At 51.2% G+C, this 15745-nt stretch carries 13 protein-coding genes; 4 read left to right on the top strand and 9 right to left on the bottom strand.

All coding sequences use genetic code 11. The features are described 5' to 3' along the window. Positions 1-46 precede the first annotated feature (46 nt). Together GL2_RS03035 and GL2_RS03030 are read left to right on the top strand one after the other, a co-directional pair. Positions 47-349, top strand: a complete 303-nt coding sequence (locus GL2_RS03035; RefSeq protein ID WP_143729243.1) for a hypothetical protein — start codon at positions 47-49, stop codon at positions 347-349. After that, positions 339-626 (top strand): hypothetical protein, encoded by a 288-nt coding sequence (locus GL2_RS03030; protein ID WP_143729242.1) that lies wholly within the window; start codon positions 339-341, stop codon positions 624-626. Before GL2_RS03035 ends, GL2_RS03030 begins: the two co-directional genes overlap by 11 nt. 85 nt (positions 627-711) lie before the next feature. Here GL2_RS03030 and GL2_RS03025 read toward each other — a convergent pair whose 3' ends face one another. After that, complete coding sequence (locus GL2_RS03025; RefSeq protein ID WP_143729241.1) at positions 712-1401, bottom strand: glycosyltransferase domain-containing protein; 690 nt, start codon at positions 1399-1401, stop codon at positions 712-714. Between the two features lie 388 nt (positions 1402-1789). Here GL2_RS03025 and GL2_RS03020 point away from each other — a divergent pair, with 388 nt between their 5' ends. Beyond that, positions 1790-2125, top strand: a complete 336-nt coding sequence (locus tag GL2_RS03020; protein WP_143729240.1) for a hypothetical protein — start codon at positions 1790-1792, stop codon at positions 2123-2125. Between the two features lie 46 nt (positions 2126-2171). Here the strand turns inward: GL2_RS03020 and GL2_RS03015 are convergent, their stop codons facing one another. Together GL2_RS03015 and GL2_RS03010 are read right to left on the bottom strand one after the other, a co-directional pair. Continuing rightward, complete coding sequence (locus GL2_RS03015; protein ID WP_143729239.1) at positions 2172-5360, bottom strand: efflux RND transporter permease subunit; 3189 nt, start codon at positions 5358-5360, stop codon at positions 2172-2174. 103 nt (positions 5361-5463) lie between these two features. Next, a complete protein-coding gene (locus GL2_RS03010) occupies positions 5464-6606 on the bottom strand; it encodes an efflux RND transporter periplasmic adaptor subunit (protein ID WP_143729238.1) in 1143 nt (380 codons plus the stop codon). Positions 6607-6988: 382 nt separating this feature from the next. Here GL2_RS03010 and GL2_RS03005 point away from each other — a divergent pair, with 382 nt between their 5' ends. After that, a complete protein-coding gene (locus GL2_RS03005) occupies positions 6989-7951 on the top strand; it encodes an AraC family transcriptional regulator (protein WP_143729237.1) in 963 nt (320 codons plus the stop codon). Here GL2_RS03005 and GL2_RS03000 read toward each other — a convergent pair. From GL2_RS03000 to GL2_RS02975, 6 genes are all read right to left on the bottom strand, one after another. After that, positions 7948-8232 carry a high-potential iron-sulfur protein gene (locus GL2_RS03000; protein WP_172621038.1) on the bottom strand — a complete coding sequence of 95 codons (285 nt, stop codon included), beginning with the start codon at positions 8230-8232 and terminating at the stop codon, positions 7948-7950. The genes GL2_RS03005 and GL2_RS03000 overlap by 4 nt on opposite strands. 164 nt (positions 8233-8396) lie before the next feature. Beyond that, positions 8397-10721: an immune inhibitor A domain-containing protein gene (locus tag GL2_RS02995; RefSeq protein ID WP_232053748.1), complete on the bottom strand. Its 2325-nt coding sequence runs from the start codon at positions 10719-10721 to the stop codon at positions 8397-8399. 330 nt (positions 10722-11051) lie between these two features. Next, the gene (locus GL2_RS02990; RefSeq protein ID WP_143729235.1) at positions 11052-12368 is read right to left on the bottom strand and encodes a PAS domain-containing sensor histidine kinase; all 1317 of its coding nucleotides are present in this window, start codon (positions 12366-12368) and stop codon (positions 11052-11054) included. Next, positions 12368-13720 carry a sigma-54 dependent transcriptional regulator gene (locus GL2_RS02985; protein ID WP_143729234.1) on the bottom strand — a complete coding sequence of 451 codons (1353 nt, stop codon included), beginning with the start codon at positions 13718-13720 and terminating at the stop codon, positions 12368-12370. Before GL2_RS02985 ends, GL2_RS02990 begins: the two co-directional genes overlap by 1 nt. Positions 13721-13841: 121 nt before the next feature. After that, positions 13842-14378 carry a nuclear transport factor 2 family protein gene (locus tag GL2_RS02980; RefSeq protein ID WP_172621037.1) on the bottom strand — a complete coding sequence of 179 codons (537 nt, stop codon included), beginning with the start codon at positions 14376-14378 and terminating at the stop codon, positions 13842-13844. 153 nt (positions 14379-14531) lie between these two features. Continuing rightward, positions 14532-15740, bottom strand: coding sequence for an FtsX-like permease family protein (locus GL2_RS02975; protein ID WP_143729232.1), 1209 nt, complete (start codon positions 15738-15740; stop codon positions 14532-14534). Positions 15741-15745: the final 5 nt, after the last annotated feature.

Genomic DNA, 15745 nt, shown 5'->3' with positions numbered 1-15745 from the left:
AGTACGCGGAGATAACTTCGCGTGGTACCGATACGGAGACATGCCCATGCAAAAATCCCCGATAGTGATTTCCGCGCTGTCCATGAGTCTGCTTTTGGCAGCCTGCGGAACGCCGGATACTCGAAATCAGGTAGTTTATCCATACAGTGCACCTACGCCGCGACATGCAGATTATCGCGCCTATCCTGCGCCCTCATCGCATGTGCCTGCAGCCCCTTCCTCCCGTAAGTCCAGTTATTCCAGTTGTCCCGGTGATTCTGAGGAGTTGGCACCGGGTTCTATTTGTCCGCCCAGTGCACGCTGTATAGATATATCCGGCGGAAGGCGATGTATATCCTATGAAGAGTAAAGTGTTATTGGCTTTAATCGCGGCACAGCTGCTTGGTGGCTGTGCCGACGGATTCTGGCAGGATCTGTGTGGCGACCCGATTTATTACACTTATAAGCGCAGTCCGGTACCACCTGACGAAATTACAGCTTTTCCGCGTTTCTGTTTGGCTGGTGATCCCTATATGGGGGACCTGGAAAACTGCATCGCTACGGGTGTGTACTGCTACCAGCTGGATACTGGCGATTGGTGCGAGGGGCCCTATTCACCATTTGTGCTTAGTTTCAGTCCTTATTAATGGTTTTTCCGGCGTGTGCTGAAGTTGTAATGAAGAATTGATTGCAGCTCCAGTCGCACGCTGCAATCCCAGGAGCAGTTATGGGCTACTTGAGTAGGTCCCTTAAACTGTCCTTGATGGTATTACTAATATAATATTTCAAACCGTTAAAGGTGTTTTTAAAATTTATTGCAGGGTAATAATCGTAACCGAGCTCTTTAAATAGCGCGTGAATGTTTTTTGTAATCCCGATGGCGAACCAACTGCAGGGAAAGGAAATAATGGCTGGAATTTCACCATTGTTGAGTTGGATTTGTCCCTGGTGAATGTGATTGACCTGATCTAGCAGATTAAAACTGCCATCTGCAGTATCAAAGTTGTAAAATAATTTGGCTTCTAAATCTATTCCTATATGCTCCGGACTGTGGTGTGTGCAGTATCCTCGGAGCATTTTTTGATCATCGGTCTGGTCTGGATACATTTCTTTTGCAGACGAGAAAATTTCCTGAATCGCTTTTATTCTCCCAATAAAGATACCTGTGGAAAAAATATGTTCGCTGGAAAAATACTTGCGCTCAAAGAATCCCAGGGTGCCCTGATGTCGGTAATCATTGGAGAAAACCACCTTCTTATCGAATAGTTCAAAATTTTCTTCTAGTTGCTGAATGGAAGGTAATATGAGTGAATCGAAACCATCCAGATAACAGAGGATGTCATCATCTGGTAGCGTCCTGCAAAAGGGTAGTAGCAGGTCGATTTTAGTGGAGAAGTTTTTCCATGGTTGTTGCTGTCCCAATATATTCAGAGAAACCCCATTACGTTTGGCGGACTCCTTTAGAAGTGGGAACATACGTTCGGAATGTGTGGCAATAGTGACGAGGTGTAACATTTCAGAAGACAGTATTTCTGTAATTCTACAGTTTTTCGCTGACGGTTGATGAATTGCAGTCCCAAATTCAAGTCTAGTTCAAGGGGAGTGAGCCGACCGGTGGGGCTAGCTTGTTTTATATGTGTGCCCCCATGCCGTGGAGCGCGTGCAATATTCTTTTAGGTGGAGTACAAGGCATGGCCGGATATTAGGGGGGTAGCGGTATCGAGACCTGGCTGAAAAAGAAACCTTTTGGAAAGAATAGGGTAGTGATGAGAGGCGCCAAAAAAGCTGGATTCACAATGTATTTATCGCTATGGACCAGTTGGGTAATGCCATTGCAGTTGGGAACCTCGATGCGACTATGTCTGCGCGTTGTGGTTACTTTTCGCGGGTGCTGGAAATCCGCTTTCGCCGCTATTGGCGTTTTTTGCAGCGTGTGATCCACTTCACCTTCCTGCCCATTGATGGACCAGATCACTGTTATCAATCATATTTTTGGGATCGGGCGGAAAAGCACGAGGAGGGCAGTGATTTTATGCCCGCTGTACTGGGCTTTTTTGTAATCCTTTTCTGTGTGCCATTGAGCCTGTTTACTTGGCTCAATATCTTTATTTTTCCCGATGCACGATGGAGGAAGGGAAAGAGCTAGAGAAAAAAGCCCCAGGCACATGCAAGTACCTGGGGGAAAGGAGGGTTTAGCCGTTAACAGGTTGCTCTAACGGCAAGGGGGTGTCTTGGGTTGTGTTCTTGGGGGTGGGTATTTTCCCTCCGGCGAGTTTACGCAAGGCAACATAGAACACTGGGGTTAGAAACAGACCGAACAGGGTTACGCCGATCATGCCGGTAAATACGGTCATTCCCATCGCGTTGCGCACTTCGGCGCCGGCACCGCTGGCCAGTACCAGGGGCACTACGCCGGCGATAAAGGCTACGGAGGTCATGATGATCGGGCGCAGACGCAGGCGACAGGCTTCCAGGGCGGCTTCTACCGGGCCCTTGCCGTCCATTTCCAGCTCGCGGGCAAACTCCACAATCAGGATTGCGTTTTTACAGGCAAGCCCCATCAGTACGACGAGCCCCACTTGAACGAACACATTATTATCTCCGCCGGTAGCCCAAACTCCGAACAGTGCCGCCAGCAAACACATGGGGACGATTAGGATCACCGTTAACGGCATCACCCAGCTTTCATAAAGTGCGGCTAGCACCAGGAACACCAGCAGAACAGCGAGAGGGAAGACCACCATAGCCGCACTGCCCTGGTTGATCTGCTGGAAGCTCAGGTCGGTCCACTGGATCTGCATTCCTGGTGGCAGGGCCTGGCTGGCGACTTGCTCAACCGTTGCCAGTGCTTCTGAGGAAGACAGCATGCTGGGATCAGATTGCCCCATCAGATCTGCCGCAGGGTAACCGTTATAGCGGATTACCGGGTCGGGTCCATAGCTCTCGCGCAGGGTTACCATGGTACTGATAGGTACCATTTCTCCATTCATATTACGAGTGTAGAGATTATCCAGGTCCTGGACTTCATCGCGGAAAGGAGCATCAGCCTGGGCAACTACCTGGTAGGTGCGCCCAAACAGGTTGAAGTCATTGATATACATGGAGCCGAAGTACAGCTGCAGGGTGCCGAACAGGTCATCCATACGCACACCCTGGGCCTTTGCCTGTAGGCGGTCCACTTCAGCGTCCATCTGCGGCACATTGGCTTGGTAGGAGCTGAAAGGGTAGCTGAGACCACTGGCTTGGCTCAGGGCACCAGCCAGCATGTTGGTGGCATTTTGCAGCTCACCGTAGCCGGCACCGCGGCGGTCCTGTACATATAGAGAGTAACCGGAACCTGCGCCAAGGCCGAAGATGGGCGGCGGCATAAAGGTCATGGCGAAGCCCTCTTTGATTTGGGAGAGCTTACCGTTAAGTTCCGCGGCAATTTCGGTAGCGCTGCGTTCGCGCTCATCGAAATCGTCAAACAGGATAAACACCGTGCCTACGTTGGGGGTGTTGGTACTCTGGAGGGCATTGAAGCCGACAAAAGCGGCGGCGTTGGCAACACCTTCGGTTTCCAATGCTAATTCACTGACGCGGCGAGCCACTTCCTCAGTGCGATCCAGGGAAGCACCTTCCGGTAGGCGGATACTGCCCACCAGGTAGGTTTTATCCTGAATAGGAATAAAGCCTCCAGGTACCTGCTGGAATAGGGCGAAGGTGCCGGCCAGCAATACCAGGTAAACCCCAAATACCAGTCCGCGACGCTTAAGGCTGTGGCCCACTACCCGTTGGTAGCGCTCAGAGTTGCGCTGGAAGAAGCGGTTGAACGGACGGAAGATCCAGCCGAACAGGCGCTCGATAATACGCGCAGGCATATCCAGTTTTGCGCCGTGTGGTTTCAGCAAGGTTGCGGCCAGTGCCGGGGACAGGGTCAGTGAGTTTATCGCGGAAATAATGGTGGCGATGGCAATGGTGGTGGCGAATTGCCGATAGAACTGGCCGGTAATACCGTCCAGGAATGCCATGGGTACGAATACAGCGCAGAGCACCAGACTGATGGCGACAATTGGACCACTTACTTCACGCATGGCCTGATGGGCTGCGGCCAGTGGTGTCAGACCTTCTTCAATGTTCCGCTCGACATTTTCCACTACTACGATGGCGTCATCCACCACGATACCTATGGCCAATACCATGGCGAACAGGGTCAGGGTATTGATGGAGAAGCCCAGCATTAGCAGCACAGCAAAAGTACCGACAATGGACACCGGTACCGCCAAAAGCGGGATCAGGGAGGCGCGCCAGGTCTGCAGGAACAGGATCACCACCAAGACCACCAGCAATACCGCTTCCAGTAAAGTTTTGATCACGGAGTTGATTGAGGTGCTGACAAAGACGGTGGGGTCGTAAGCGACCTTCCATTCCAGGCCTTCAGGGAACTGCTCACCCAGCTCCGCCATTTTTTCACGTATCGCGGCGGACACTTCCAGTGAGTTGGAGCCCGGGGACTGGAAGATGGGGATGGCAACCGCCTGGCGGCCGTTCAATAAGGCACGGAGGGAGTCCTGAGAGGAGGCGAGCTCGACGCGCGCCACATCGCGCAGTCGGGTGATTTCGCCATCAATGCCGGTTTTCAACACTACATTGCCAAACTCTTCCTCACTTTCAAGTCGTCCTTTGGCGTTAATGGAGATCAGGAAATCGGAGCCGTTTGGCATTGGCGAGGCGCCGATCTGGCCAGCGGAGACCTGTACATTTTGTTCGCGCACGGCACTGACGACATCTGCGGCAGTAACACCCAGGGCGGCGGCCCTCTGCGGGTCCACCCACAAGCGCATTGCGTAGTCACCGGAACCGAATACGGCAGCCAGGCCCACCCCGGGAATGCGAGACAGTTCATCACGTATATGTAAAACCGCATAGTTGCGTATATAAGTGGCGTCGAGGCTGTCATCCGGAGAAATCAGGTGTACCGCCATCATCAGGTTGGGGGATTGCTTCTGCGTAGTTACCCCCTGGCGGCGCACATCTTCGGGCAGCCTCGGTAAGGCCTGGGACACGCGGTTTTGCACCTGTACCTGGGCCTGGTCCGGGTCGGTGCCCAGTTTAAAGGTGACATTCAGGGTTAGAGTGCCGTCGCTGCCCGCCACGGACTTCATGTAGATCATGTTTTCCACGCCGTTGATGGCTTCTTCCAACGGTGTGGCGACAGTCTCGGAAATCGTTTTGGGGTTGGCGCCCGGGTAGCGAGCGCTCACTTGCACGCTGGGGGGTACAACCTCTGGATACTCACTGACGGGCAGTGATGGGATACTTATCAGTCCCACCACGAAAATAATGATGGACAGCACCGAAGCAAAAATAGGTCTGTCGACAAAGAAACGGGAAAAATTCATACACTGCTACCCTGTGAGCGGCAACATTACCGCTCGGATTCCATTGATATGACTCATTGAGAGCGAAAGACTGCCCTGGATAGGCGTTCGGCTACAGGCTCCCTCAGTGCCCCGCTGCCTGGGCGCTGCCACCCTGGCCCTGCTTGGCAACCATTTCAGGAACTACTGGCATTCCGGGGAAAAAGATCTTTTGCAGGCCATTGACCACAATTCTTTCGCCGGTTTGTAAACCGCCGCGGATTACCGTGCGCTGACCCTGGCGAGGGCCCACCTGTACTGGACGACGCTCGGTAAGATTTTCCTGGTTGACGACATAGACATAGCGGCGATCCTGGTCGGTGAGAACGGCCTTGCTGTCGATTAACACTGCCTGGTCCACCTCCTCGATCGGCATCTCTACCCTGGCGAACTGGCCGGGTTTGAAAGCACCGTTGGGGTTGGCCACCACGGCGCGAAACTGGATGGTGCCGGTGTGACTATTTAAGCGGTTGTCGATAAAGTCCAGTTTGCCTTTGTGAGGGTATCCATTTTCGCCAGCGAGGCCGATATGAACTGGCGGGGTGGCATCGGCACTAAGCAGCCTGCGACTCTCCGCAAAAGTCTGCTCATCGCTCTCGAAGTAGACATACATGGGGTCCACAGAGACCAGGGTGGTCAACAGGGTGGTATCCGCATTGGCGAGGTTGCCTTTGGTAACCAGAGCTCGGCTGACCTGGCCGCTGATCGGAGCTTTGACCTGGGTGTACTGGAAGTCGAGTTGGGCATTTTGTACTGCGGCTTCAGCAGCGCTTAGTGCGGCGCGTTCTGCATCTCTCGAGGCGATTCGTCGATCGTATTCCTCTCGGGAAATAGCTTTGCTATCCAACAGTTGCTGGGCGCGGCCGGCCTGCTTTTCACTGAAAGATAATTGGCTGCGCACCCGCTGGAGGTCCGCTTCGGCGGCACGAAGTCTGGCTTTATAAGGGCGCTGATCGATAGTGAAGAGTATATCGCCACGCTTCACCAGAGCACCTTCGGCAAAGGAAACCTGGTCGATATAACCACTCACGCGCGGTCGCAACTCCACTGTTTCAGGGGCTACCACCCGTCCGGTAAAACTGCGCCACAGGGTGGTGGGCTCAGCGCTGACCTGGACGACCTCTACCGCAGGAGGTGGCGGTTGTTGTCCCACTGGCTCGCCAGTGCCACAGCCGGCCAGAACCAGTGTCGAAAGGCCGAATAATGTGACTGTAAGTTTCTTGACCATAACGCGTGTACTCCCTTTGCTACGGAAGAGAGGGGTGCCGGGGGGGCACTCCTCCTAATAAGTGTGCAACTTTAGGGGCTGGCAAAGTAATGGCGGTATCCGGTAACTATGGATTGATTGCCTATTTCTACTCAGGGAAAATTGAATGGGGGACTGTAGTGCCGCTTGAGGTATAGTTCTTAAACTGTATATATAACTAGTTGTTTGTCAGTTAATGTAAGAATTTACGTTGATCTTATGCCTTCATATCACTTATGGTTACCTATTACTGCACAGTGATTGCCCATTCCTGCAAAGGGGTCGGGAGATTGCCTAAACCTCCGTATACTGTGAGCCACGCTGTTGGACACTGCCCACCCTGAAATGGGCGCGAGGGGAATTTATGAATACCGATGACAGAGCGAAATTCAAATCTATGCCTTTTGAGCTGGAGTCCGCCCGGCAGAAACTGGCTAGAGCGTTGATACGCCTGGCCCCTGAGCCCGGTTTGATCGAAACCAGACTGGATGGTTTGGCTCTGATTCGTTGCAATGAGCCTGCAGCTTGTGCCTCTTCAGTTTACACGCCATCTCTCAACTTTATTATCCAGGGCAATAAGACCCTGGAGCTGGGAGATCGTGAAATCTCTTACATGCCTCTAAGCTATGTGGCTACGTCAGTGCATCTGCCGATTCTTGGTCGTGTGGAGCGTGCTTCCGAGGATTCTCCTTTCCTTGGCGTCAAGCTGACGATCGACCCGAAGGAAGTGGCAGACCTGGTGTTGGAACTGGGGGATAAGGCCCCTGGAGTACAGGCGGGCTACGATTGCCCGGAAGTCAGTTGTGGCCTCTGCGTCACCCAGATGGATCAGGGCATCCTGGATGCGGTTAGCCGCCTGGTACATCTGCTGGAGAGCCCGGCGGATGCACAGATACTGGCTCCACTGGCACGTCGAGAAATTATCTATCGCGCTTTAAGGGGAGAGATCGGAGCGCGCATGCGTAAGTTTGCTATGGCGGATAGCCAGGCAAACCGGGTGTCGCGAGTGATCGAAGTACTTAAAGACCGTTACTCCGAACCGTTGCGCATTAGCGAGTTAGCGGAGCAGGCCAATATGAGTGAGTCCTCTCTGTACCACAGTTTCAAGCAGATCACCCGCATGTCGCCACTGCAGTTCCAGAAAAAATTACGCCTGCATGAAGCCCGCCGCCTGATGCTCTCCGAGGGATTGGAGGCTGCTTCCGCCAGTTACCGTGTGGGCTACGAGAGTCCATCGCATTTCAGTCGCGAGTATAGTCGCATGTTTGGCCTACCACCGCGAGCGGATGTGAGCAAACTACGTGGTGAGCAGCGGGTGCCAGCTTAATCTGAGGTGGCGTTGCCTTGTTTGAGCACAAACAGGCTGCACCACCCTTCCGGGCTTATATCCCCGTCCACCACAATGCAGGCATTGGGAGGTTGGAATAATTGACAGTCGACACATTTCTGGCCGTTATTCGGGGTGTCCTGATAGTTCACGGCTTCTTTTTTTGCCTTAACCTGGGCTCTCGTACGATCAGTGGCAATAATTGCCACAGGCAATATCGCCAGTGAGCAGCTGGAGAGTTTGAGGAATTTTCTACGGGAAATTGTCGGTTTCTGTTCCATCTGAAAAAGCATCCAAAGTAATTGGCAGGGCCTCAAAAATTCAGATTAGCTGGGCCAGCAATTTTTGCTGAGATCGTTACTTTTTGCAGAAAAAAAGAGAAGTGAGAATCGATCTTATTATTAAGCAAGGGCAGCACATTTTTGCCACCCCTGTTTAATCATTTTTATTGAGTGATAAAGATCTTACCTACAGACTTGTCGTTGCTGCGTGCAACAACACGTACCTTCAAGCCATAAGACGTGATGGCACGACCAGCGTCGGGGATTTCAATATTGGTGAAACTTCGGCGATCGCTAAACACTCGGTGCGGACGGTTATGGGTATCGGTCAGGCTGACACCAAAATCCTCCAGAAGATCCAGATTCAGCTGTCCAACCCAGTCGGTGCTGAAAGTGGCATCGTGAATCTGGTAGCGGGTGGAGGCCACTGAGTCGTCGCTCCACTTCAGGACTTTTTGGTCTGCATCAACTACCCCGAGGAAACCGTCACCGGGGTGGATTCCAACCCAGTTATTGTCGAAGCTGGTATCCGCATACCAAACCAGCAGACCTTCGTTGAAGGTCAGCATTTGTCCGGCCACATTTACGTGTGCCAGGCCTTGGTCAACACCGCGATGTGTGCGCCATTCCAAAAGGTAGTAGTGGTCGTGCAGGCTGTAGCCGGGGTTGCGGCTGAAACCGGCCAGGCTGAAGTTACTTTCACCTTCTGCATCGTCGAATACTGCGGCTTCTCCTCCAATATTGAGCGTAATATCATCAGCATAGAATCCTGGGTTGGCTTCATAAGCATCGGTGATATAGACGAGGGCCAAGTTGAACTGCTTGCCAGCAAAAGCGCTCAGGTCAAACTCTGCATCGACCCAGCCGCTGGAGCTGCCAGTAATTCCGTGGCCTGGGTTTTGTTCGTTAGGGTTGCTCTCGGTGGTAATAGAACCGGGGATACTGGTGAAGCCTTCGCCGAGGTCTACCATAACCGCACCGTAGTCCCAGTCCTGCTCAATGTCATACCAGATTTTGAAGGAGAGGCTGGCGCTCTGCTCATCGGTTAAATCGACCGGAATCACCATTGAATTTTGCAAATTGTTATCGCTGCCACTGAAATAAGCGTATTCACCACTAGAGGGGGTAGCTACTACAACTTTTTTCTGCGGCAGGTCGATACGTACAGCATCGTTGTTGGTGCCCTTGTGCACGGCTTCATCAAGAAGCAGCTCGATGCCATTCGCTGGGATTTTCTCCAGGGAGATGGTTTCGCCATGTAGCCAGTTTCCGCCGTGGTTGTGCTGCAGGTATTCTTTTGCCCAAGCGGAGAAACCAGTAGGCTCTGAGCCAGGGATAATTCCGGCCCAACTACCGCTGGACATCACAGACCAAGAAGATACAGGCTCTCCGCGGCCAGTATTTTCGGGTCCAGAGGTATCATATTCGTCGGGGAGCCCGAGATCGTGACCATACTCATGGCTAACTACACCTGCTGCTGCATCGGCGGGTTGGATAGTGTAATCAAAGGCTGCCATGGTGCCGCCCCAGTCGTCCACTTCTGCGGTTGTGCCAGGGATGGCAAAGACACCGCCAAGATTCCAGCGGTGTGCCCAAATAGCATCTTCACCCAGCTGGCCGCCACCGGCCTCCTCCCCCACGGAGGAGTGGAAAATCATGATATGGTCAACAAGGCCGTCAGCTTCCCAGAAGTTGCCATCACCGTCCAAGTCGTAGCGGTCTTCGATATCAAAATCAGACAGGTTTACCGACGGGTCAGCAGCAGCAGCCAGCAGTGCTTCGCGAACTAGCGCACGAGCATCACCGTTTTCATTGTTGCCGTAAAAAGCTGCCGGCTGGCTTGCGGTATACCATCCAGCTACAGATCCCTCGACTGAATAACTGTACCCGGACTGTTGCCAGTAGAACTGCTGCATGGACAGGAGGGTTTCACCTTCCGGGCCAGTGAAACCCTCCTGGGAGAACAGCAGGTCTGCATAGTGCTGAGCTGCATAATCTTCGTAGTACATGTCTGTTTCCCCAGGCTCAATACTGTTGTGGGGGAAATCGGGGAAGTCCATCAGGATTGCGAGAACTTTTGCTGTGCGAGTGTCACCATCATAGTTTTCAAATTCAATGGGCCCAGGTGCACGGCCTCGGCGATGGAAATGTCCCTTTCCTTTCCCCCTTTTTAATTTGGGGTCCTTAGAACCGCGAGCGAGCTTCATCATTTGTACAGTTTCGCTGGACAAGTCCTGCGGCAAATTTTGATTCTGGGCTGCACGTTCTTTCAAGAACTGGTGCAGGGTGCGTTCCGCCTCGCCGATCGTTGCAGTTTGACTTATGCGGCCTGAGCGCTTAAGCATATCGATCAGTTTGGCTTCGTTTGCGATAACTAAATCTATCTGATTGCCACCTTGAATCTGGGGAGAGGGGGCAGCGTGAGTATTGGCAGCCATCAAGCTGAGGGCGAGGGCGCTGATTGGCAGCAGGCAGTTTATCTTTAGCATTGATCCCTTCTTTTTTGATTTTGATCCTATAAAAACTAACAACCTGAGATGAGAGCTAAAGGTAATTTATTTTTTGCACTCGGTATCTCAGGTTGCACTGACCGATCTTGGTTAGAGTCGGCACTAATAAATCAACGAATCAGGAAAGGTTGGCCGCAATGATTTTTATGTGATGTTCTCGACAGCTTGATCGCTTAAAACTTAATTGTGATACGAGTGGAAATTTAGAGAAGATTGGATTTAATTGACGGGTTAGTCTGAGCTATGTGTAGATGAATATTTGACCAGCATTATAGTTTTTATTAAAAATTTTTCTTTTATTTATTTGGGTTATTTAGCCCATGGCAACCAGAGAGTAATTTGCAAGCCTCCTTCCGGGCGATTTAGCAATTGAATATGTCCTCCATGGGCATCAACTATTTCCCGACACAAGGCTAAACCGAGACCCACGCCCTGCTCTTTGGTGGAAAAGAATGGTAGTAATGCCTGCTGTAGTACTTTTTCACTCATGCCGCAGCCGCGATCAGCAATAACCAGTTTCTGCCCCAGTCCATCGGTACTGATAGTGATTTCAATATCTTCGCTGCTGGAGCCGGCCTCACTGGAGTTTTTGATCAGGTTTAGTAGCGCCTGCTCAATTTGTACGGGATCGAAATATCCTTGGCGCTCTGGCAGCTCCCCTGACAAAGTAAATTCCTGTAATGGAGCGATACGATCGATAAGTGCTTGCCAATTTACGGTCTCACAGCTGGGGGCGGGCAACTTGGCAAAGCTTGCATAGCCCTGGGTAAATTCAGTCAGGTGCTTACAGCGGTCGGCGATAATGTCAAAAACCTTTTCCAGAGCCGCTGCTTTATCTGGTTTGGCAATCAGCATTTTTCCAGAGTGAGCCAGTGAGGAAATTGGGGCCAGGGAATTATTTAGCTCATGGCTGATCAGTCGAATGACTTTCTTCCAAACCTCGACCTCTGCACGGGTTATTTCCCTTGTCATTTCGCGTAAAACAATAAGACGGTGCTTGTGCGCGTTCAGCACGAAAGTACTATTGCCGATATGCATGGAGTGAGTGCCATTCCTATCAGTGTAGTTAAACAGGCCGTTTTCCCAGTTATTAATGGCTTTGGCAATTTCTTCGGGGCTGCTGGGGAGCAGTTTCTGCAAAAGCAGGCCTTGAATGGGCCTGCCCCTGTTGAGCAGTTTCTTGGCGCTGCTATTGGAATAAATGATGTGATCACTTTGGTCCACAAGTAACAGGGCTTGCGGGGAGCTCTGGATTACGGTATCGAGGAGAAGTTCACGCTGGTAAATATGAGCACGTTCGCGACGCAAATGCTCCCCAATTTCATTGTACAAATTGGTGATTTGGCGAAGTTCGTTATCTCTGGGGGGAATCAGGGAGATAGAAAAATCACCGTCGCGGAAATTGAGCAGTCCGCTTTGAAGGGACTTCAGGGTGTTGGTCAAAGGAGCTAGTACCAAACGCATAAACCCCAGGATAACGATAATTCCCAAAAATAGGCCTGTAGCCCAGGACAAGCGGGCATCCAGGCCAAAATATATGCAGAGCCATGGAATGCCGGTAGCAACAGCAAGAGCCATAACAGCGGTGGCAACAATACGCCCTTCAAGGGAGAAATACTTGGACATCAATAGGAAATACCATGCTTTTCCAGGCGGCGATAGAGCGCCTGTCGACTCATACCGAGTTCTCGTGCGGCTTGGGCAATAATGCCGTTACAGCTAGTCAGGGTTTGCTGTAACAGTTCCCGGCTTGGCTCGAAGCTCATGTCGACTTTTTCCGCCACCGGTTGTTCTGGCAGTGCCAAAAGCGCTTCATCGATGGTTTCCTCTTGACACAGGACTGAAGCGCGTTGCATTACATTTTGTAGCTCACGCACATTGCCAGGCCACTGATAGCGGGTCATGGCTGTGAGTGCTTGCGGGGAGAGCTTTTTGGGGTTGCTGTCTTCACCTAAGAAACTTATTGCCAATGGAGCTATATCTTCGGGTCGCTCACAAAGTGCCGGGAGGCGCAATTCGATCACATTCAGCCGGTAGAATAAGTCCTGGCGAAAGCTACCTTCGGTGATGGCTTTGGGCAGGTCGCTGTTGGTCGCGCTGATTACCCGCACTTTTACCTTCCGTGTTTGGCTGCTGCCAAGGCGTTGGAATTCACCGGTTTGCAGTACGCGCAGCAACTTTACCTGGCCGCTGGCGGAGAGCTCTCCGATCTCGTCAAGAAACAGGGTGCCGCCATCAGCGGCTTCAAAACGGCCCTCACGAGCTTTGTTACCAGCGCCGGTATAGGCGCCCGGCTCAGCACCGAATAGCTCCGCTTCCATCAGGTCTTCCGGCAGTGCACCGACATTGACCTTGATAAAGGGGCCATCTCGGAACTGTGAGTTAGCTTGCACAATATCAGCGATTTTCTCCTTGCCGGCCCCATTGGGCCCTGTGATTAGTACCGGCACATCAGATTTAGCTACCTGAGTAGCCATTTCCAATAGTTTCTGCATGTTGTCGCTACGATAGATAATGTCTTGCAGGTCAAAATTCTCTCGCAATTTACTACGGGCATTCATAGCCTGTTGCTGTGAGGCCCGCTGGCGCTTTTGTAGCTCGCCAAGTTCCAGTAGGTTGTTGATAGTGGAAATCAGCTTGTTATCGTCCCAGGGTTTGCCCAGGTAATCTGCCGCCCCAGCCCGGACCAGCTCCACTGCCATCTCAAGCTGTGTCCAAGCGGTCAGAAGGATAATTGGCAGATCTGGATTGATCTCCCGAATAGCAAAAAACAGTTCGCGCCCCTCTTCACCGGAAGTGGTATCTGCGGTGAAGTTCATGTCCTGGATAACCAGGCTTATATCCTTATTTTCACGTAATAGCTGTAGACCAGCCTGGGGCGTGATGGCGCAGAGTGGCTGTAGATCGTGCAGTGATAGCAGTATCTCGAGGGCAGAGACGATACTGCTGTTATCATCGATGATTAGTACTTTATCCATAAGTCCGGGGAGCAAAGTGTTGTGAGCCCATTATGCAATGACTGGGCGGGATGGTGGAACTGCGGGGCCGCCAATGAGAAGGCCCATAGCAGATTGTGAAGTATCCGATACTCCAAAACTATTATTGAGCAGATTGTGTGGCGGGTTGATGGTCGAAGCTAAGAACTCTAGCCAGCTTCCATTTGCCATTCACCTTTTGCCATAGGTGGGTGAACTGTCCACTCTCGCGCAGTACTTCTGTTTTGTCATCATAGATACCGTAAAAGACATGGGTGCCAGTCTGGATTGCGCCGTAGTGATTTAGGGGATAGATTTTGACGCTGTCAGTAATCAGCTCCCGTCTGGCATTAATATCGCTACCATCCTTGCGACGTTTGCACATATTGCGAATACCCTGGAGAAACTCTGCACCTGAACTGGCGGTTTTCCCCCACTTGTCATGATACATTTCAAAATCTTTAGTCACTAATTTATGAGAAGCCTTCAGATCACAGTTATTGAACACAGCATCAAAGAGAACCTGGTCAGCTATTGTCAATTCATCAATTAATTCCTGGGTAATTTGGGGGCCGGGAGTCACTGGGTGTGGCTCTGCCAGCGTAGAAAAGCTGATAAAAGAAAGCCCGATAACGGCCATTTTGGAGATTGTTTTCAGCATGTTCATCATCCTTATTATTTTTGATAGAAGTCAGTTGCCAATATGGCAATGGTCCTAAGGGGATAATAAAAATTTAATAATGTTAAAAAATTACTTTTCCTCTGATGGTCGAATAGCCTGAAAAGCTAATCGACCATCAATTCATTAGAAGTTTTAAACGCTTCTGGTGGCAGTTGCCGGAGAAATGTTTGCGGCACGTATTGCGGGTGTTAGCGCTGCGGCGAGGCTGACCAACAAAACCAGCAGTGCGCAAATAGCCAGCGGCATCAGAGTAAGTGTGGGTTGAGAATAATCGCGAACCATATATTGGTTTGCAATTAATGCGGCAGCACTGCCAATGGCAATACCTGTACCGGCAATTAAGCTATTTTCCAGGAGGAAATAACGGCTGATATTAGCCCGCGTTGCACCGAGAGCTCGTCTTACACCAATCTGTTTGGCGCGTTGGTTGATCCAGAAAATGGTGAGGCCGACAATTCCCAGGGCCACAATAAAGCTGAGCATGGCCGCAACGATTGTTAATACTTTAACCATTAAATTGTCGCGTGCATAACTGCGGGCCACATATTCTGAAAGAACTCTGGTTTTTATTACTCTCTGTGGGTCGCGTTCAGATAACTTCTCGACCAGGGTTTTTAATACCTCATCACGCTTTCCTGGCTCGGTGCGTACCAGATAGTTTGTGTCTTGGGTATTTCTGACGGCAGGGAAAAAGGCTACATTGCCTGCATTTGACCAGCCTACCCAGGCGCCCAGGTGCCGTTCGACAATACCGATGATCTCTATCGGGTGCGAGCTATTGCCATCATAAAGTGGCTTTCCAATTGGATCCTGATTGGGGTACAGCTTTTCGGCAAACTGCCGGGTAATAACTGCAACAGGCATTTCCCTAAGTTCATTGGGGTCAAAAAACTGCATTTCTGCATCCGTGAAATTACGACCTGCAACTAAATTGAGACCCAGAGTATCTATAAAATGTGGTTCAGTATTGTAACGGTTGGAGTTTATCCCGCCGATTTCCTGATTTGGCTGAGTATAAAAAGTCCCAGCAGACCCTGACTGAGACAAAGGTACTTGGTTGGTAACCGTCGCATCTTTGACATGGGGAAGTTCGCGCAGCAACTCCAAATCAGCAGATACCGCTCCAATCATGTCGTAGTCTTGGGGGATTGCCATAAAATTGATGGCAATAATCTCCTCCACAGCTATACCGGTGGGCCGTTCTATTTTTTCGATTCGATCCTGCACAATAACGACAATGTTACTGATGATCGCCAAAGTTAATGCCAGCTGCAGGGCGATTAGCAGGGCAGAAATTTTATTGCGCCAGAGGGCGGACAACATGGGTTTTAGTTCAAGCATGATTC

It is taken from the genome of Microbulbifer sp. GL-2, assembly GCF_007183175.1.
In the GTDB taxonomy this organism is placed as follows: Bacteria; Pseudomonadota; Gammaproteobacteria; order Pseudomonadales; family Cellvibrionaceae; genus Microbulbifer.
The sequence above is the reverse complement of the archived record's forward strand: the minus strand, read 5'-3'. Positions and strand labels throughout refer to the sequence as shown.